This window comes from Anaerocolumna sedimenticola (assembly GCF_009931695.1).
GTDB lineage: Bacteria > Bacillota > Clostridia > Lachnospirales > Lachnospiraceae > Anaerocolumna > Anaerocolumna sedimenticola.
Window position 1 is genome coordinate 1309503 of sequence record NZ_CP048000.1, and the last position, 19092, is coordinate 1328594.

General features: G+C 37.0%; 16 protein-coding genes, 1 other RNA gene and 1 pseudogene. 12 read left to right on the forward strand and 6 right to left on the reverse strand.

From position 1 onward, the window contains the following. The first annotated feature begins 31 nt into the window (after positions 1 to 31). Together rsmA and Ana3638_RS05845 are read left to right on the forward strand one after the other, a co-directional pair. Complete coding sequence (gene rsmA / locus Ana3638_RS05840; protein ID WP_161837189.1) at positions 32 to 904, forward strand: 16S rRNA (adenine(1518)-N(6)/adenine(1519)-N(6))-dimethyltransferase RsmA; 873 nt, start codon at positions 32 to 34, stop codon at positions 902 to 904. Positions 905 to 1212: 308 nt separating this feature from the next. After that, positions 1213 to 2442 carry a 6-phosphofructokinase gene (locus tag Ana3638_RS05845; RefSeq protein ID WP_161837190.1) on the forward strand — a complete coding sequence of 410 codons (1230 nt, stop codon included), beginning with the start codon at positions 1213 to 1215 and terminating at the stop codon, positions 2440 to 2442. Positions 2443 to 2596: 154 nt separating this feature from the next. Here the strand turns inward: Ana3638_RS05845 and Ana3638_RS05850 are convergent, their stop codons facing one another. Further along, a complete protein-coding gene (locus Ana3638_RS05850) occupies positions 2597 to 3190 on the reverse strand; it encodes a helix-turn-helix transcriptional regulator (RefSeq protein WP_161837191.1) in 594 nt (197 codons plus the stop codon). A 41-nt stretch (positions 3191 to 3231) separates the two neighbouring features. Here Ana3638_RS05850 and Ana3638_RS05855 point away from each other — a divergent pair, with 41 nt between their 5' ends. Beyond that, entirely contained in the window at positions 3232 to 3567 is a 336-nt protein-coding gene (locus Ana3638_RS05855; protein WP_161837192.1) for a carbohydrate ABC transporter permease, read from the forward strand. A 159-nt stretch (positions 3568 to 3726) separates the two neighbouring features. Here the strand turns inward: Ana3638_RS05855 and Ana3638_RS05860 are convergent, their stop codons facing one another. From Ana3638_RS05860 to nrdD, 3 genes are all read right to left on the reverse strand, one after another. Continuing rightward, positions 3727 to 4254, reverse strand: coding sequence for a GNAT family N-acetyltransferase (locus Ana3638_RS05860; protein ID WP_161837193.1), 528 nt, complete (start codon positions 4252 to 4254; stop codon positions 3727 to 3729). Positions 4255 to 4365: 111 nt separating this feature from the next. Beyond that, positions 4366 to 4863, reverse strand: coding sequence for an anaerobic ribonucleoside-triphosphate reductase activating protein (gene nrdG / locus Ana3638_RS05865; protein WP_161837194.1), 498 nt, complete (start codon positions 4861 to 4863; stop codon positions 4366 to 4368). Next, on the reverse strand, positions 4863 to 6983 hold the full coding sequence (gene nrdD, locus Ana3638_RS05870; protein ID WP_161837195.1) for an anaerobic ribonucleoside-triphosphate reductase: 2121 nt from the start codon (positions 6981 to 6983) through the stop codon (positions 4863 to 4865). Before nrdD ends, nrdG begins: the two co-directional genes overlap by 1 nt. A gap of 295 nt (positions 6984 to 7278) precedes the next feature. On the opposite strand from nrdD, the pseudogene Ana3638_RS05875 reads away from it, so the two are divergent. From Ana3638_RS05875 to Ana3638_RS05890, 4 genes and pseudogenes are all read left to right on the forward strand, one after another. Then, a pseudogene (locus Ana3638_RS05875) lies at positions 7279 to 9095 on the forward strand (ABC-F family ATP-binding cassette domain-containing protein). Between the two features lie 22 nt (positions 9096 to 9117). Next, a complete protein-coding gene (locus tag Ana3638_RS05880; RefSeq protein ID WP_161837196.1) occupies positions 9118 to 9561 on the forward strand; it encodes a GatB/YqeY domain-containing protein in 444 nt (147 codons plus the stop codon). Between the two features lie 395 nt (positions 9562 to 9956). Beyond that, positions 9957 to 10739 (forward strand): 3'-5' exonuclease, encoded by a 783-nt coding sequence (locus Ana3638_RS05885; RefSeq protein WP_161837197.1) that lies wholly within the window; start codon positions 9957 to 9959, stop codon positions 10737 to 10739. Positions 10740 to 10890: 151 nt separating this feature from the next. Next, entirely contained in the window at positions 10891 to 12429 is a 1539-nt protein-coding gene (locus Ana3638_RS05890; RefSeq protein ID WP_161837198.1) for a DUF6128 domain-containing protein, read from the forward strand. A gap of 175 nt (positions 12430 to 12604) precedes the next feature. On the opposite strand, the gene Ana3638_RS05895 is transcribed toward Ana3638_RS05890, so the two are convergent. Both Ana3638_RS05895 and Ana3638_RS05900 read right to left on the reverse strand, forming a co-directional pair. Continuing rightward, on the reverse strand, positions 12605 to 13162 hold the full coding sequence (locus Ana3638_RS05895) for a GNAT family N-acetyltransferase (protein ID WP_161837199.1): 558 nt from the start codon (positions 13160 to 13162) through the stop codon (positions 12605 to 12607). A gap of 70 nt (positions 13163 to 13232) precedes the next feature. Further along, positions 13233 to 13928, reverse strand: coding sequence for an anaerobic ribonucleoside-triphosphate reductase activating protein (locus tag Ana3638_RS05900; protein WP_161837200.1), 696 nt, complete (start codon positions 13926 to 13928; stop codon positions 13233 to 13235). A gap of 270 nt (positions 13929 to 14198) precedes the next feature. Here Ana3638_RS05900 and tadA point away from each other — a divergent pair, with 270 nt between their 5' ends. The 5 genes from tadA (at position 14199) to Ana3638_RS25670 (ending at position 19047) form a co-directional block, all read left to right on the forward strand. Then, a complete protein-coding gene (gene tadA, locus Ana3638_RS05905) occupies positions 14199 to 14675 on the forward strand; it encodes a tRNA adenosine(34) deaminase TadA (RefSeq protein ID WP_161837201.1) in 477 nt (158 codons plus the stop codon). Positions 14676 to 14938: 263 nt separating this feature from the next. After that, an RNA gene (gene ffs / locus Ana3638_RS05910) (signal recognition particle sRNA large type) lies at positions 14939 to 15200 on the forward strand. A 379-nt stretch (positions 15201 to 15579) separates the two neighbouring features. Beyond that, positions 15580 to 17922, forward strand: a complete 2343-nt coding sequence (locus Ana3638_RS05915) for a cyclic nucleotide-binding domain-containing protein (protein ID WP_161837202.1) — start codon at positions 15580 to 15582, stop codon at positions 17920 to 17922. Positions 17923 to 18258: 336 nt separating this feature from the next. Then, positions 18259 to 18405 carry a hypothetical protein gene (locus Ana3638_RS05920; RefSeq protein WP_161837203.1) on the forward strand — a complete coding sequence of 49 codons (147 nt, stop codon included), beginning with the start codon at positions 18259 to 18261 and terminating at the stop codon, positions 18403 to 18405. A gap of 315 nt (positions 18406 to 18720) precedes the next feature. Next, entirely contained in the window at positions 18721 to 19047 is a 327-nt protein-coding gene (locus Ana3638_RS25670; RefSeq protein WP_161837204.1) for an ATP-binding cassette domain-containing protein, read from the forward strand. Positions 19048 to 19092: the final 45 nt, after the last annotated feature.

Consider the following 19092-nt stretch of genomic DNA (forward strand, 5'->3'; position numbering starts at 1 on the left):
GTGTAAAATGGAAGAAGAAAAGAGGTTATACATGGCTACACTAGGTAATCCGAAAGAAACTATAGAAATTTTGAATAAATATCATTTTATTTTTCAAAAAAAGTTTGGTCAGAACTTTTTAATCGATAACCATGTCTTAGACAAAATTATTAAGGCAGCCGGCGTAACCAGGGAAGATATGGTTTTGGAAATAGGGCCCGGTATCGGCACTTTAACCCAGTATTTATGTGAATCAGCACGGGAAGTTATAGCTGTAGAGATTGATAAAACATTAATTCCTATACTCGATGACACTTTATCTGCTTATGATAATGTAACTGTAATAAACGAAGATATTTTAAAATTAGATATAAACAAGCTGGTGCAGGAAAAAAACAACGGAAAACCTGTAAAAATTGTTGCAAATCTTCCCTATTACATTACAACACCCATAATTATGGGATTATTTGAAGCCCATGTGCCGGTAGATAATATAACGGTCATGGTTCAAAAGGAAGTAGCTGACCGAATGCAGTCTGGCCCTGGAAGTAAGGATTACGGAGCACTTTCACTGGCTGTGCAATATTACGCGGACCCCTATATCGCTGCCAATGTACCTCCGAATTGTTTTATGCCGAGACCTAATGTAGGATCTGCAGTGATACGCCTTACTTTACATGGTGATAAACCCGTCAAAGTAAAGGACGAAAAACTCATGTTTAAAATCATCCGTGCCTCTTTTAATCAGCGAAGGAAAACTCTGGTTAATGGATTAAATAATGGAACGGAGATCGATCTGCCTAAAGAAACAATCGCAGAAGCCATCAGCGAACTAATGGTATCTCCAACCATCCGGGGTGAAGCATTAACTTTGGAACAGTTTGCAAGACTCAGCGATATTATTTACGATAAAATTCATTGTTAAAAAACAATTAGAAAGCTGTTGCATTATTATTAGTGAAAACCTGCGTTACAGGATGCAGGCACTAAAATTTGCAGCAGTTTTTTTTACGGAATTAAAGCACATCAACGCTGGAGTTTGGCGCCCCGACGCTAGCTTAATATTAGTTTAGTAACTAGAATAATTTCAAGAAGCCTCTAATGTATTGACATAAGATAATTGTAATGCTATTGTGTACTAGCGCAGAGAAAAGTTACTTTAGATTAATCTAAAATATTAAAGAGACTTATAATTACATTCCTGGAATGTCAGAATTGTACGGAGGGTAAAAGATGATAGGTAATGTCCTGGTTGGTCAATCTGGAGGACCTACGGCAGTAATAAATTCCAGCCTGGCTGGAGTGTATAAAACAGCGAAAGACCAAGGAGCAGTAAAAGTCTATGGGATGCTTTATGGAATACAGGGACTATTAGAAGAGAAATATTTGGATTTAGATGAACATATTCATAGTGATTTGGAGATTGAATTATTAAAAAGGACGCCTTCGTCCTATTTAGGTTCCTGCCGCTATAAACTACCTGATTTTAAAGAGGACTCTGAAACATATGAGAAAATATTTAACATACTGAATGAATTAGATATTCAATATTTTTTCTATATCGGTGGAAATGATTCCATGGATACTATCAAGAAATTATCTGATTACGCACATACCATTCGAAGTAATATTAATTTTATCGGTGTACCAAAAACCATTGATAATGATTTGGAAATTACCGATCATACACCGGGTTATGGAAGTGCTGCTAAGTTTATAGCGGCAACCGCCAAAGAAATAATCAGGGACAGTCTGGTATACGACCAAAAAAATGTAACTATAATTGAAATCATGGGCCGCAATGTTGGATGGCTTACGGGCGCTGCCGCTTTAGCAGGCGGTATGGACTGTGAGGGGCCGGATTTATTATATCTTCCGGAAATGGATTTTAATTTAGATGAATTTATCAAAAAGGTGGAAGAGCTTCAGAAAACCAAAAAAGCTTTGGTAATAGCCGTATCGGAAGGAATACGCCTGTCAGACGGAACATATGTCTGTGAACTGGTAGACAATGTCAAATTTACTGATCAGTTTGGACATTCTTTACTAAGCGGTTCTGGCAAATACTTATCCAATAAAATTTCCACGGAATTAGGATGTAAATCCCGGGGAATTGAATTAAATACGCTGCAAAGATGTGCTTCCCACATGGCATCCTTAATCGATATAACCGAAGCCTATCAGGTAGGAGCGGCGGCTGTAAACGCTGCTTTAGACGGAAAAACAGGTGAGATGATTGTTATCAACCGTATTTCCAATCAACCTTATCAATGTAACACCGGTACTTACGATATTCATAAAATAGCCAACATCGAGAAAAAGGTCCCCCTAAACTGGATTAAGGAAGACAATACCGGTATGTCGGAAGAATTTATGGAGTATGTAAAACCTTTAATACAGGAGGAAGTAACCCCTATTATGATCGGAGGGCTTCCGTCGCATATTAATTATAATAAGTTTTAATATAACATATTAAATTGGGCTAAGAGGTAAAGAAATGCAAGTAGTATATAACCTGCTGCTATATTACAACTTAGCCCGTTTTTTAAATTCCGAACATAAATCCTTTTAATTCGGATACATGAATCGAATTTATACGGATGAAAGCGATTAAGCTTTATTTAAATTGTTCCATATATGCCGAAGGGGTAGTACCGGTGTACTTTTTGAAAATCTGACTGAAATACCTTGGGTTATTTCCGCAGCCAACCCTATCGGCAACGAGAGCAATAGCAGCATCCTGCTTCAGTAAAAGGATTTTTGCAGTCTCAATTCTTCTGCGGTTTAGATAGTGGGAAAATTTTTCACCATTTTCCTTAGCAAATATTCTGCTCAGGTAATCCACATTCATATGGATTTGCTCTCTGGCTATTTTTTTTAAGGAAATATCAGGATTGGAAAGGTTTTCTTCTACATAGCTTTTCACCTGGGACACAATGGAGTTTTTTTCTCTGCTGTCTGAAAGCAAGAGTAATATCTGTTCTGTAAGTATCTCCCGATAAGCCTTCATATCCTCACATACGGATAATTTCTCTAATAGATCATGGTATACCGATTTATGAAATGAATTTTCTGGTAATTTCCGAATTAATTGGGACAAAAGATGAACTCCGTAATTATGGAGAAGATCAATGTCTTCAATCGGCATAAAAAAGTTATTTAAGAGTTTTTCTATTTTATCTTCTTCCGTTGTCCTGTCTTTTAAATTCAATAACTGGTTCGTCAGATATTGTATTTTTTCAAAGGATAAACATGCATTATATATTTCTCTTACTTGACGGATGTTCTTTTTACGGAATATTTGCTAAGGTAATACTGCCGCTTATTGTACCGGCATTGATTACTTCCGCTATTTTTGCATTTATGTGGAAATGGGACGATTTTCTCGCTTCCCTGCTTTACCTTAATAATCCCAGTAATTATACCGTTTCTCTTGCTCTTAAAATGTTCTCGGATCCTTCTGCACAGTCTGACTGGGGGGCAATGTTCGCCATGGCGACACTCTCCATTTTACCGATTATGCTGATCTTTATCTTTTGCCAGAAATATCTGGTGGAGGGAATCAGTACGGAAGGATTAAAGGGATAATACTCTATTTCTCATTATAAAGACAAAAGGGTTAAGAAAGTTAAACTTACATATTCTCACATCTCCATCCTGTCCGGTGATCTTTTTAATGAAATAAAAAAGCCTCCTTTGGTATCTCTTGTTTGAAAGTGATACCAAGGGAGGATTTACTATTTAAATCTAAGCTTCAGTGGTTAAATCTTTACGCATGAGATAGTCTGTCTGTTCTTCCTGTCCCATAAAGAAAGAATGTTCCCCCATTTTATAAAAGCCGTTCTTTTGATAGAAGGAAAGTGCATTATCATTTTTTTCCCAGACACCAAGCCAAATATATGATTTGCTTTTATTTGCTGCAACTTCAATTGACTTCTTAAGCAGCAGCTTACCAAAACCACGGCCGTGGAACTTCTTTTTTATATAAATCCGTTCAATTTCAAGGGACTGGGGATCGTTAATATCTGTCTGCACCTTATAGTCATTTAATTTCAGGTAACCGGCCAGCTCTTCCCCAATATATAGAAAATAAAATACGGAATAACTGTTTGATAATTCCTTACGCAGCTTACGAGTATCAAAGGCCTGTTCCAGATAGGCATTCATACTGGAGGATGAATTTTTATCCCGGAATGTATCATCATAGGTCTGATATGATATTTCCCGGAGTACAGGAAGGTCATCTTTGGTACATTCTCTGATTGAATATTCCATAACGTTTTTACCTCCTTATAGGTATAAAAATGGTATTACACAATTATCTAACAAGACCCGGGTAACCTTTCTTCACCCGAATCTTAACAATGATATTATTTATCAGGCCGATTATTCTATATTTTGGATTAGCATAAGTTTATTGTGGGATAAGGATTTTTTCACATCGATCACATTCTGGTTGCTGCTGCCCTTCCAGTGGAGCTGGTTATTTAAAAGCTCTATTTGAAATTTGCCGTCCACGATAACATCTACAAAAGGTATAAAGATAAGTGTACGTATATCCTCCCAGGAGAATCCGGTATAAAGCCAGATATTTTTGTTGGGAAATGTTGCCTTAATTTCTTCGATGAGTGCTCCGATTTCAGTCCGGTTAGCAGGATGAAGAGGGTCTCCTCCGCTTAAGGTAATCCCTTCGATATAATCTTTTTTCAGTTCTGCAAAGATTTCTTCTTTTGCAGAAGAATCAAAAGGTAATCCATCATTAATATCCCAGGTAATTGGATTCTGACAGCCTTTACAGCCGTGAGTACAGCCGGATACCCATAATACCACACGGAGTCCGGTCCCATTCAGCATATCATCCTTGGTTATATTATGGTATCTCATTACATACTTTTCCTTTCCTTAATCTCTGCCATCTTTGCATCATTTAAACGGGTATCGCCTTTTACCCTGGAATAGGATAGATAGCCGTTCATACGGTCTATTTTAGTCAGGTTACTGCTTCCGCATTTCGGACATACATCCATCTCCAGTTCCTGGTGGCCGCAGTCATCGCAATAGGCCAAAGATAAGTTGACTCCTTCATAGAAGCCCATATCCATTGCCCGCCTTACCAGAGCTTTTATTGCACTCAAATTATAATTAATCGGATATTTAACATATTGAATCTTTCCGCCGTTGGATAGATCCCAGAAACGGTATTCCAAATCCTGCTTTTGTATCGGAGTAATATCTTCCGTTACATGGCAATGGAAACTGTTACTTACATATTCACGGTCGGATACATTTTCAATGATTCCGTATTTTTTCCTGAATTGCTGTACCTGAAGACCGCACAGGCTTTCCGCGGGAGTTCCGTAGATGGCATAAAGATGTCCGTCTTCCTCTTTAAACTCCGTTATCTTTTGATTGATATACCGTAAAACTTCTAATGCAAATTCCCCGTCTTCTGCCAGGGATTTCTTATTGTACAATTGCTGAAGTTCATTTAAGGCGGTAATTCCAAAGGATGCGGTGGCCGATTTTAAAACAGGTTTTATTTTATCATGAATTCCAAGGTATCCGCCGTAAAAACCGCCTTCGCAATATGCGAGAGGATTGGTGGAGGCTCTCATTTCTCCCAGATATTCATAAGTTCTGATATGTAAATTGCGGATCAGGTTCAGGTAATAATCTAATACCTCGTAAAAATCCCTGCTTTCCTGTCTTGCTTTTGCTAAAATCATTGGAAGGTGTAAACTGACGGCACCGATGTTAAAACGTCCGGTGAATACTGGGATATCGTGTTCATTTGCCGGTTTTAAACCGCCTTCTTTGTACCAGGGCGACAAAAAGGCACGGCAGCCCATGGGACTGATGATTTCACCGTATTTTTTGTACATACTTGCAACGTAACCCTCACCGGTTAAACTAAGCCAGTCCGGATACATGGTTTTACTGGAGCAGTGGATACCGGCCTCAAATACATCTTCCAGCTCACAGCCCTTTCCGTGGAGGTTTTTATCATAGAGGAATACAATTTTCGGGAATAATACCGGCTTTTTACATTCTTTTTTACCCTGCCCCATACGTCTTACATCAAGGAGAGCAATAGAAGCCATTTTGGCAAATCTGCCCGTTCCGGTACCGGTTGTAACTGTAATAAACGGATAATCGCCCCGGCTGCTGGCTACAGTGTTAAACTTATATTCCCAACCCTGAAAGCCTTTTTCAAAGTCTTCTTTAACATCTTTTAGTGCCTCAGCTTCCGCACGCTCCGGTGAAATACCCAGATTCGTATACTTTTCATAAAATAAAGCATAAGATTTCTCGGCGTAGGGCTCCAGTAAAAGATCTACACTTGGCACCGTAAAACCGCCGTACTGCTGACTGGCCGCACTAAGTACGATATCTCCGATTACGTCAAATGCAACATTTAAAGTTTTCGGTTCGTTGTACCAAAGATTACCCATCTCAAATCCGCCTTTTAAAACCTGTTTTACGTCAAATAAACAGCAGTTCATGGTATCTCTTCTTGCAGACATATCATGTATGTAAATGTAACCGTCTCTGGCAGCCTGGAGCTCTTCGGTAGTTAAAAAGAATTTCTGGTATAATTCCTTATTCAGCTGGTTAAAAATCAAGCTTCTTTTTGTTGAAACCAATGCACTGTCCGTATTGCTGTTTTCTTTGTCACCTATATACATAATGGACTGGCTCTTTTTATAAACCTCATCTAACATATGTACAAAATCCTGTTTATAATTGCGGTAATCCCGGTAACTCTTAGCCACCAGGGGATTTGTTTGTTCTAAGGCGCTTTCTACCACATTATGCATCTCACTGATGTAAATCTCATTTTTATTCATTTCTTTTACTTTGTTTTCTACAAAATGACAAATGAACTCATGCTCTTTCGGTGTGAATTTAATGAGAGCCCGCTGCGCTGATTTATCAACGGCATGAATAACTTTCTGAACATTAAATTCCTCTTTGGTATTATCCTTTTTTACCACTTTTATCATTGATAATTCCTTCTTTCTTGTATACTGCTTTCAATCTATCACCCGTTCGATGATAAAACCTTAATCGTAATCATTACTATATGCAGTGGTATTATAACATATCCGTACTAGATATAGTAGTCCTTTTCTGAAAAAAAATAAAAAAATTTTTTTTGAAAGAACCAAAATAAGAAAATGTGGTATAATAGCCTTAAATATGGTATTCTTTATAAACACAGAATTTTTACCGTACAGGAACTAGTACTGTGATTAATCCAAGTTTTAACGCATCAGCACACTGTAAGGAGTTATTGTCATGAATTTGTTAAATGTAGAAAAAATGAGCAAAAGCTTTACCGATAAAATTTTATTTGATCATGTAACCCTGGGAATTAATGAAGGAGATAAGATAGGTGTAATTGGTATTAACGGAACCGGGAAATCAACTTTGTTAAAAGTTATTGCAGGTTTGGAGGAGCCGGATGAGGGAGGGTTATAAAAGGTAAAAATATACGGGTGGAATACCTGGCACAGGCCCCCGTATTTAACCAGAACCTTACTATATTAGAGAATGTTGTACATGGTAAAAAAGCGGCTGAAGAGTACCGTAACTTAGAGGGGGAAGCAAAAACCATGCTGCAAAAATTAGGAATAGAAGACTATGACGGAAGAGTGGATAACTTATCCGGAGGTCAGAAAAAGAGAGTAGCATTGGTAAGGACCCTGTTAACACCGGCAGAAATCCTGGTTTTGGACGAGCCTACCAACCATTTGGACAATGAAATGGCAGAGTGGCTGGAGGATTATCTGAATAAATACCAGGGTGCTTTTATTATGGTAACCCATGACCGTTATTTTCTGGATAAAGTAACAAATAAAATTGTTGAAATAGATAAGGGAAATATTTATACTTATATAGCGAATTATACCAAATTCCTTCAGTTAAAGGCAGAACGGGAAGACATGGAAATGGCTACCGAACGAAAGAAGAAAAGTCTGTACCGCATGGACTTGGAATGGATGAAACGTGGTGCCAAAGCGAGATCTACCAAACAGAAGGCGCATATACAACGTTTTGAAGAATTAAGGGACCGTAAGGTAATAGAAATGGATAAAAACGTGGAGTTAAATTCCCTTTCTTCCAGACTGGGCAAGAAAACCGTTGAAATCAGCCATATAAGTAAAGCATATGGGGACAGGCAGTTAATTAAAGATTTTAACTATATCATGTTAAAAAATGACCGGTTAGGTGTTGTCGGTCCTAACGGCAGCGGAAAAACAACACTGTTAAAAATGATTACCGGGAATGTAGAGCCGGATGAGGGTTATGTAGAAATGGGAACAACCGTTAAAATCGGTTATTTTTCTCAGGAAAATGAATACATGGATGAAAGCCTCAAGGTGATTGAATATATCCGGAATGTGGCAGAATATATAGAAACCAGTGAGGGAAGCGCCAGTGCATCCCAGATGCTTGAACGTTTTTTGTTTACGGGAGCCATGCAGTATTCCCTGATCAGTAAGTTATCCGGCGGTGAGAAAAGGAGACTATATCTATTAAAAGTTTTAATGGAAGCTCCCAATATTTTGATTTTGGACGAGCCTACCAACGACCTGGATATTCAGACCCTTACCATACTGGAGGATTATCTGGACAGCTTTGACGGTATTGTATTAACCGTATCCCATGACCGGTATTTCTTAGACCGTATTGTAAACCGTATTTTTGCATTTGAGGGAAATGGACTCATTAGACAATATGAAGGTGGTTTTTCGGATTATAAGGATGCCGTAAGTGATAGGGAAAGATCCGAGGGAAAAGAAAGCGATAGTAAGAGTAATAATACCGGTAATGCATCCCCTGCTGGTAAACAAAAACCCAAGGAAATTAAATTAAAGTTCACCTACAATGAGCAAAAAGAGTTTGATGAAATTGATACCGTTATAGCAGGGCTTGAAAAAGCTGTTAATGATACAGAAGCCATGATGGCGAAAGAGTCCAGTAATTATGCAAAGTTAAGTGAATTAATGGAGCAAAAAAATGTGTTAGAAAAGCAGCTGGAAGAAAAAATGGACCGTTGGATGTATTTAAATGATTTAGCGGAACAAATTGAAAACGCAAAAAATAAATAAATATATATCAGGAGGTATTATTATGACTAAAATTGAACTTGTAAGAGCAGAGATGGTTAAAGCTATGAAAGCCGGTGATAAAGGAAGAAAGGATGCCCTTTCGGCCCTTTTGACTGCGCTCAAAAACGTAGCCATTGATAAGAGAGCCGATTTAACGGAAGAGGAAGAAAATGCGGTTGTATTAAAAGAAATCAAGCAGTTAAAAGAAACGCTGGAATCCGCACCGGCAGACAGAACGGATATCATCGAGGAATGTAATATGAGAATCACCGTATTAAATGAATTTGCACCTCAATTTATGACGGAAGAGGAGATTAAAAAAGTAATCAGTGAAGTTTTGGCCGGCCTGTCCATAACAGAACCAACGGCTAAAGATAAAGGAAAAATCATGAAAGAACTAATGCCAAGAGTAAAAGGTAAGGCAGACGGTAAGCTGGTAAATGACATGGTTGCAGCCTTGTTTTAATATTTAAATTTAGTATTACAAAAGTAACGATGGGATGTATCATCCCTGCAGATCGGTATTCACTGGATAATTAGTATCGAAAGAATACAATTCTAAAGCCTGAAAAGGAAAAGAATTAATCTGCAGGGATGATACATCCCATCTTGATTTACAATAATATGATTCTAGTATAGAAAAGCCCCATTTGTGTTCTATATGATTGCCGGATTGTGCAGATTCATAACAAATACGTTGGCGGACTTGTCCGCTTTATTCTATAAGAATAGCATCTCCCGCTTAATTGAATTTACTCCTATGTTTTTTGTAAATTCCCGGTATTTTCCGCTAACCCTCGGTATATTCTCGGATATATCCGCTAAGAATAAAGAAAAATTATAATGGGAAAGGCTTAATCTATGCATTACATAATATTTGATCTGGAATTCAATCAGGATATACCATCTATTCGGGAGCCGTTTAATAGTGACTGGCTGCCTAAAATGCCTGATACGGATAACAGAGAAATACCTGAATTTCCTTATGAGATCATACAGATTGGTGCATTAAAACTGGATGAAGAGTATCGGACCATAGGAACTTTTAATTCTTTTATAAAACCTTTCCTGTATTCTGCTGTAAATCCCGTTATTACCGAACTTACCGGTATCACAACTGAAAAACTTAAACAGGGAGAACCCTTTCCGAAAGCGTATAAATCCTTTCTGAAATTCATGAATGATTCCCAATCCATATTATGTGTATGGGGAATGTCTGATTTAAAAGTATTATATAAAAATGCCGAATATCATAAACTTGATGTAAAATCCATACCACGTATGTATATTAATATTCAGCCTTTTGTACCGCAATATCTGAATCTGGCCGATAAGAAACTGCTTCGGCTTAAGACTGCAGCAGAATTACTGAACATTCCTTTAACACACGAATTCCATAACGCTCTTTATGATTCTTATTATACCGCAGAGATATTTAAAAAATTAAATAACAGTACCATAACCCCCAAAATTTATGACCCGGCTTTTGTTACGATCCGGCCTAAACGGCCGAAAAGAACCATTAATTTTCCCGGATTGATTGCCCAAATTGAAAAAATGTATGACAGATCAATGACAGAGGAGGAACAGGAAATAATTAAGCTTGCCTATAAAATGGGAAGGACAAATCAGTTCGTGGATTGATTTATTTGTTTTGCGGTCTTTATTTCCCAATACGATCCAAGCTTTGTCATATATTTTAAGGAACAGAATATAATTAATATAAGTATATTAGTGCGATGATTGTACAATTGTTAACTGTACTTTCGGACACGGGAAAGTAAGGGAGTAAAAAATGCCTGACTATAAAAGATTAGTTTCATACATGTATAATTATGATGACGGCATAAAGAAAAATAATGTAGGATATGCCAGAGTAGAAGCTAGAAACGGACAGTGCAAATGTACCCTCCATATTGCAGCACCCAGTTTAAATGATAAACAATTAAAGGTGTATATATTTAAAAGAAGAAAAGATGGGCTTGAGGGTATCTTGCTTGGCACACTCCAGGTTAAAAACGGAGCCGGTGATTATAAGACGGTAACTGACTCCGTACATATTATGAATTCATCCTATGGTTTGGATGACATGGGTGGAATCGTATTGTATCTTACGGAAAGAAAATATTTTGCAACTTCCTGGGATGACGCCCCTATAACAATGGAGCTGGTGGCAGGAATAGAAAGCACAAAATATGAAAAAGAATTACAGGCTGCCGCTGTTTATGTTACCAGGCTCGATCAACTGACAAAGAGTGCTGAAAATCAAAAAGAAGCAGTAACGGTTAAAGAGCAGGAGGATAAAAAAGATTCAGAGGATTTTGTAAAACAGGTTAAACAAGAGGAAATAATTGAAGAATCCCCCAATAATGAGGGGGAAGTGTTTAATGATTTTGCTGATGGAAAAGCAGAGCAGACAGAATTAAATACTGAAATAAAGCAGAAAGAACCAGCAGAAAAAGAAGTGGCAGTCAAAGAAGTAAGCAGGGAAGAAAGTCAGAAAGATAACCAAAAAGAGAACAAAGATGATTTAAAAAATGAAAAAGAAGAGGAAAACAATATTGTTGATGAATTAAATGCTCCTGTTGAAATTCTTCAGAAAGAAGAGATGTTAACAGAGGATACGAAAGGGCAAATAGAGGAAAGTAATTCATCGGATGATAATACAGATAATAAACAAGATGGGTTTACATACGATTCTTTTGGGCAGGATCCATTTACCGATAACCTAAATGTGAATGGTCTTAATGAATTCTTAGAAACAGAGCAGTTTAATACCGGTGAGTCCACTGCTTTTGATAATTTTGATTTGCAAAATAATGATTTACAAAGTTCAGAATCGCAAAATGCAGATTTGCAAAGGGAAGATTTTCAAAATATTTTGGAAACTCAGACTATAGCAGAAGACATACAATCGGATATACAGGGTGAAGAGTACCAGAAAGATGGAGAAAGACAACCGTTCTTTGAGGATCATCCTTTAGCTAAACGAATTTACCGCTCTTTCCCGAGAATGTACCCCTTTGAAGATAACGAAATTGCCTGGTGTGTGAGAATAGAACCCCAGAATATCGGAATGTTTCCAATGGAGGCCTGGATATTAGGTAATAATAGTTTCCTGCTGCATGGATATTACAGTTATAGACATCTGATTTTTGCCAGAATGAATGATAAGAATGGGTTCAGCTATATTCTTGGTGTACCTGGAATCTATCATAACAGGGAAAAATTTATGGCTAAAATGTTTGGATTTGAGAACTTTAAATGTGTAAAAAGAAAAGCTCAAAGAACTGGTGAATTTGGTTATTGGTATATTCCAATCACCTTAACTTGAATAATAGAAAAAATGGTTTGGGTGTTATTGACATCCAAACCATTAGTTTTATTTCCGCGAAAGCAAAGTGAGAATCAGCGGGCTTGCTTGCAATAATTCAAACTGCACCGGAAAACCGACGAAACTCGCAAAGCGTGTTTCTTCCGGTTAAAAAGTTATTGGAATTAATTTATTGTTATTCTTCAAAAGCTGTATTGATATAAGCGTATCGGGCATGATCTTCCCACTTATGATTAATATGGATGCTGGATTTAGACAGGCCCTCATAAGAAAATCCCAATTTCTCAATAAGGCGGATGGACCGGGTATTTAATGGCATAATATTTGCTTCAATCCGGTGTATTTTATAATCCGCAAATAAAACCCGCATTCCTGCCTGAACACTTTCTAGCGCATAACCGCATGCTAAGTGGTGTTGATCAAATTTATAACCCAGCTGGCAGGTGAAGTAGGATCCCCGGACAATATTGTAAAAATTGATGGACCCGATTATAGTATGAGGAGCTTCTTTTAGAAAAACCCAATACCGCAGTAACTTGGACTGGAGCATTAAGTTATATTCTATGGACAGAGAAAGCCTCTGATAGGAAAGCGTATAGAAATTCGGATCACGTTCCGGTTCCCAGGGCTCGAAATGTTCTTTATTATTCTCATAAAAGGTTAATACTTTATCCGCATCATTTGGGTGTAAAATATTTAAAATAAGGCGATCCGTATTAAAAGTCATCTGCATAATTTTATTCTCCTGGCTGCTTTCAAGAAATTAAGTAAGGGTAAACCGTACTTTTAAATTTCAGGGAATGTCAATCGATACCCCGGATTGAAACATTCTGAACATAAGAAGATAGGATATCTTTGTATTCCAGTAATTCTTGTTTGGTTGGACTGCTAAGTCCCGGTTGTATAATATCATCGGAATCCTTATATGGCTGTAAATAATATGCTTTTGCACCTTGAGTCCATTCGCCTATTTGCTGTATATCTTTATGAGTATGATGCTCTCTCACTACAGTGGTACGAAACTCATAATCAACAGGGTTTGATAAGAGATAGGTTACACTCTCATCTACCCTTGATAGATTGAAAGGATTGATACCGCAGCTTAAACCGTACTTTTCCCTGGAATTTTTAATATCCATGGCAATATAATCAAGATAACCTTTCTCTGTTAATTCTTTTATTATATGTGGATTATTTCCGTTAGTATCTAGTTTTACTAAAAATCCAAGTTCTTTCATTTTATGTATAAATGTAAATAAACCAGGATAGAGAGTTGGTTCTCCCCCGGTAATGCAGATACCCTCGATTATCCCGACTCTTTTTTTTAACGTCTTAAATACTTCCTCTTCCGGAATGGTTGGCTGTCCGGATGGTGAAAGTACCAAAGATGCATTATGGCAGAAAGGGCAGCGAAAGTTACAGCCTCCTAAAAAAATGGTTGATGCTATATGTCCGGGATAATCTAACAGGGTTGTTTTTTGAAAACCGTGAATTTCCATTTGTAATTCTTTTCCTTCCAGTCCGGCTCGTTGAATGCTGGAAATAAACCGGATTAACATTTATAATAACGATTTATACATTGCCTATTGATTTACTTCGTGCTAAGATAAATATAGCAGATAAGAGGAAATTCGTCCATAGTATATTCCTTTCATCTTTATTTAAGAGTTTGGATTTTGGCAATGGCGACGCTAAAGGTTGGCATATAAATACAATAATCTAGTTTCCCAATTACCTATAATTTATGAATGATTATAAAGGAAAATGAAATGAATTTAAAATATATGAAAGAAGCTTTAAAAGAAGCGAAAAAAGCAGCAAAACTGGGAGAAGTACCTATCGGATGTGTCATAGTTTATGAGGATAAGATTATAGGCAGAGGGTACAATAAAAGGAATACCAGGAAAACAACCTTAGCTCATGCGGAACTTATCGCCATACAGAAAGCAAGTAAGGTGATAGGGGATTGGAGGTTGGAGGACTGCACCATGTATGTGACATTAGAGCCATGTCAGATGTGTGCGGGAGCCATTGTACAAGCCAGAATAAAAGAGGTTATTGTAGGGACCATGAATCCCAAAGCAGGATGTGCAGGTTCCATTCTGAATATACTACAAATGGAAGAGTTTAACCATCAGGTGGAACTTACCACCGGAGTAATGCAAGAGGAATGTGAAACTGTGCTAAAAGAGTTTTTTAAAGGGCTAAGAGTACGAAATAAATTGGAAAAAGGAAAACAGGGATAATAAACGTTGCCGCAAAAGTGATTGATCATCTGTAATTCATACGTATTTTTATATAATTCATTATGACCTAAGTTGTTTTAAAATGTAGATATTTAGCATATAAAAGCAGCTGTTTACCACTACCTACCTGTTTCGATATACTTGACTTTTCCTGCGAAATGAAGTATACTGTTTCATACAGGTCTCCTGAATAGATTGAGCCTGTTTTTATAATTTGTTTAACGGCTTTAGAGAGAGCCGTATTCATAATAGTCAAAAAGTTTCCGTGCAGCCGGGGAGATAGCGGTGCCCTGTACCTGCAATCCGCTACAGCAGGGGTGATGCCTTGCCTAGGGTGCTTTTTTGTAGGGCTGCCCCCTATAAGTGATGTTGACGTCTGGGTCTTACGCAACAGGAATTCGTGAACCGTGTCAGGTCAGGAATGGAGCAGCACTAAGCGAAAGCTCTTGTGTGCCGTAAGGCAGCCTGGGCCGAGTTAACTGTAGGGGTAACGCCTATGAAGAGCATTCGAAGCAAGACGCACGGAATTTAAATATGTTAATACAGGCAAGGATGTCGTCACTTTGTGTACGGCATTTTTTTTTACGTTTAAATAAAATCACTTCAGGGGAATATTACGTTTACCCTTACTTTCCTACGGTAGGAGCTGCCCGAGGGGTAGTTTTCTATATACAATATATAGGGGCCGGATACTATCAATGGGGATAGGCCTTTGCTCACAACCATCGGAAACGGTGGCCCGGCCCCCTCCAATACGTTACGGAAATTTTGCATCAATAAGCTTGGCTATTGGTGCTTTTTTACTATAAAACAATTTTGTATTTTTATAAATAAGCCTTTCGAAATGTCGATTTTTAGATTATAATAGTACTATTAATAAAATGTCAAAATTTTGAGGTGAGCTATGGCAATGAAGATAAACAACTATGCAGTGAATCAGGCTGAAAAGGGGTCGGTTATTTATGAATTAGATGAACAGATTAACAGTGTGTGTATTATTTTAAAAGGGCGGGTACAGGCTGTTAACCATGGTTCTAAAATTATATTAGGATCCGGAAATTTCTTAGGTGTCAGTGACCTGTTATACAAGGGGAGATATCTGAATACTTATATTGCTTATGATGATTTAACTTTCTATTGTTTTCCCATACAACAAAAAGATGAACTAGGTGAAATATTTGCCTCTAATAAAGATTATAAAGGTTTAATGGTTGCATCTTTGACCAGGCAGATTAATGAATTGGATAAGGTATATGGTTCTCTGCAATTGATGGCCGAACAGCTTTATAATTTTATTAACCGTAATTATGAGGTTTATTTGGAAACCGGGAAAAGATATGGTTATCCGACGACGGCTATTGATTCCATAGTGGAAATGGAAAGGTACAACAGCGAATCTATTATAGATGAGCGAAAACTGGCTTATTATAAAGAATGTGCCAAAATTTCTTTGGATGTATGGAAGTCTTTTTGTACTTCAGGTGATGGGGTAACTCTCTATTTAGTGGAAGAAACAGCAGGATTAATAGATCAATTAACTACGGAATGTATGGAATTGTCCACGTATATTTATGATATATTCAGTCTGTTAATGAATAATACGGATATCTGCCTCTTTAAGGGATTTGCAGCCCTGGCTATCTCCATAGAAGAAAGCGGTGGTTATAACAACGATATATTACATATAGTAGATGAAATCATTGACCAGATAAATAAGATTGAAAAACTTTATGAAGAAAAGGTTGGAAGATCCATACAAGTAGACAGAGCTCGTATGGAAGAAATATATTATCTGCTGTTATCCAAGAACAGCAGCCGAAAGGAACAGGTTGAAAATAACTTCCAGTATACCCAGAGTGAATTGCAGCAAATGTCTGAGGGCTTTAATGACTCCTTAAAACAGATCCAGCTTTATGGTGAAAGGGACGATGAAAAAACAGAGGAGCTTAACCAGCTTATACTTGATTTTATTAACCTTAAAGATAAGTTCTCGACAGATGACAGAATCAGGGTATTACGCAGAAAAATTATGCAGCATTATTACGAATTATATGAAAGGGTATTCTTTAAAGCACTAAATGATAAAGAAGTACCCAGAATCATTGATTTGTTTTTAAAATATGGATTCCTGGACGAGAGACTTTTATCAAAAGAACAGTTGAAAGAATTATATTACCTGGAAGAGGAACCTTCAAAAGACGAGGGACCTTGTAAGGTTTATAATATTAAAGAGTGGCTTATTAATATTTACAAAGGAGCAAAGGAACCATCCAAGAATGAGTTTGATTTGGATTATGCAGATATGCTCCGTGACAGAAGAAAAAAGGCTGAAATTACAGAAGCCCAGGAAAAAGAATTATTAACGAATCAAAAAGAGAAAGTTACCTATGAAATAAATAACATGTTCCGTTATAATCACAGGGTAGTAAGCGGGCAAATCAGCACATTCGTACCATTTTTATGGGGTGAAAATATGTTCAAGGGTATGAAGCAGTTACTGGTATCGGCAGAAACAGTTAACCGTACCATAAACGAACTGCTTGAAATTGATTACTCTGTTTTCCATAGAGAGGTAATGTACGTAAATGCGGAGAAAGGTATTTCCAAAGAATATATTCTAAAGCAGGTCTTTCCGGATATTATTCTTATGCCAACATTAGGGTATAACGGTGTTATGTGGCAGGAAATCACCGGAAAGAGAAAAAGTAATGAAGGAAGATTCGTTCTACCGAAATTTTCGGATGTAGGTATTAAGGATATATTAATTAAGTTACTTGGCAGGTTTCGTTGGGAACTTTGCAGAAGCATTCAGGGAAGCGCATGGAATAATATTAAGTATAAGTCATTAACCTCCGAATATGCGGACTATATCCAATTCTATAAAAAGAACAGGGACCTTTCGGAAGAAGTAAAAGAAAAAGTAAAATTACAGATACAAAAAGGTAAGGGCAATTACCGTGAGATTTTCGTCATTGATTATGAAGCATGGATTAAAGGCGAAGCCACCGGTGCATTAAGATTAAACCGGGTTGCAAGGGAAATTCTGGCGACCTATTGTCCGTTTGGTAAACCCATAAGAGATAGGATAAAAGGACAGCCTTTATTCGCAGATGCTATGGAACGATTCACACGAAATACTTTAAAAAAGAAAAAAGAATTAGAATTAAGATTTCGTGCTTTAGAAAAAGAAGGCGGCGAGATTACGGAGGAATTAATGGAGACATTTATTTTCTACCGTGATTTATAATAACTATTCCATAGGATGCCATTTAGATTTACTCTTAAATTTAAGATACAATTGTCAGACAATTGACGCATAGCAGTTCAATATATTAACTACAATTATAGTTTGTAAAAACATATTGACAAATAGAGACTTATTATATATAATGACATTATAAACCATTTGATTGGTTTTATTAACGGATAATTCAACAAGACATTTTGTGTTTAAGGGAAAGGAGGAGATTCCAATGGGCTCTTTAGAGGAAGATTCAGAGTATATACCTACCCGTTACATGCAGAAAGATTGTCCTGCTGGAAAGGCCTTCAACATAGATAAATGTATCTAAGGATATGTAAGTTGTGTGATATAGATATTGGAGTTATAATAACTAAAATTCTGAATGCATGTATTGATGGAACTGTAAAACCTGTTATTAAATCAGCTTTAGCAGGGCATAAAGTTATATATGGGACTCCGGTTAACTACATAAAAGAGATTGAATAAGAAGTAACAGGATAACCTGCCATAATCAGATTTATGGCAGGTTTTTTTATGATTCTTTCAATCGAAATGGGAAATTTACGAGGTTATACTTGTCTTAATAGGTCTCGGATGGTAAGATAAAAAAGGATGATTTTATAAGGCAATTGCGAAACTATATAGTTTTCTGAATATACCATACAAATAATACGAATTTCATAGCTTCAGTTGCCTTTCAGGCAAGATTCAGCTCTGAAATTGTATTATTTGCATGGTATATAGATGCAATAAGCTAGTTTCGCAATTACCTAGATGAGTTTACATAAAAGAGGTTTGACTATGCTTCGTTTACTTGATGTTAAAAAGTATTATAAAAAGAATAAAGCGGTGGATGGAATATCTTTTGAGATACAAAAAGGTGAAATATTCGGATTGGTCGGAGCAAACGGAGCCGGAAAATCCACAACGATTTCCATGCTGACTACAATGAGTAAGCCGGATAGCGGGGATATTTTATATCAAGGTAAAAGCATTGTAAAAAACCCAAAACTTATCAGGGAACATTTGGGTTACGTTCCGCAGGACATTGCACTTTATTTATCTCTTTCAGGAAGAGATAATTTGGTATTTTGGGGTAATGCCTACCATGTACCCAAAAAATATTAGAAGATAGAATTAATGAGGCCTGCGATATTATCGGTTTTACGAAAG

Excerpts from the sequence above, each read along its gene's own strand:
- rsmA (WP_161837189.1), top strand. The coding sequence starts at position 32 with ATGGCTACACTAGGTAATCCGAAAGAAACTATAGAAATTTTGAATAAA.
- Ana3638_RS05845 (WP_161837190.1), top strand. The coding sequence starts at position 1,213 with ATGATAGGTAATGTCCTGGTTGGTCAATCTGGAGGACCTACGGCAGTA.
- Ana3638_RS05855 (WP_161837192.1), top strand. The coding sequence starts at position 3,232 with ATGCATTATATATTTCTCTTACTTGACGGATGTTCTTTTTACGGAATA.
- Ana3638_RS05860 (WP_161837193.1), bottom strand. The coding sequence starts at position 4,254 with ATGGAATATTCAATCAGAGAATGTACCAAAGATGACCTTCCTGTACTC.
- nrdG (WP_161837194.1), bottom strand. The coding sequence starts at position 4,863 with ATGAGATACCATAATATAACCAAGGATGATATGCTGAATGGGACCGGA.
- nrdD (WP_161837195.1), bottom strand. The coding sequence starts at position 6,983 with ATGATAAAAGTGGTAAAAAAGGATAATACCAAAGAGGAATTTAATGTT.
- Ana3638_RS05880 (WP_161837196.1), top strand. The coding sequence starts at position 9,118 with ATGACTAAAATTGAACTTGTAAGAGCAGAGATGGTTAAAGCTATGAAA.
- Ana3638_RS05885 (WP_161837197.1), top strand. The coding sequence starts at position 9,957 with ATGCATTACATAATATTTGATCTGGAATTCAATCAGGATATACCATCT.
- Ana3638_RS05890 (WP_161837198.1), top strand. The coding sequence starts at position 10,891 with ATGCCTGACTATAAAAGATTAGTTTCATACATGTATAATTATGATGAC.
- Ana3638_RS05895 (WP_161837199.1), bottom strand. The coding sequence starts at position 13,162 with ATGCAGATGACTTTTAATACGGATCGCCTTATTTTAAATATTTTACAC.
- Ana3638_RS05900 (WP_161837200.1), bottom strand. The coding sequence starts at position 13,928 with ATGGAAATTCACGGTTTTCAAAAAACAACCCTGTTAGATTATCCCGGA.
- tadA (WP_161837201.1), top strand. The coding sequence starts at position 14,199 with ATGAATTTAAAATATATGAAAGAAGCTTTAAAAGAAGCGAAAAAAGCA.
- Ana3638_RS05915 (WP_161837202.1), top strand. The coding sequence starts at position 15,580 with ATGGCAATGAAGATAAACAACTATGCAGTGAATCAGGCTGAAAAGGGG.
- Ana3638_RS25670 (WP_161837204.1), top strand. The coding sequence starts at position 18,721 with ATGCTTCGTTTACTTGATGTTAAAAAGTATTATAAAAAGAATAAAGCG.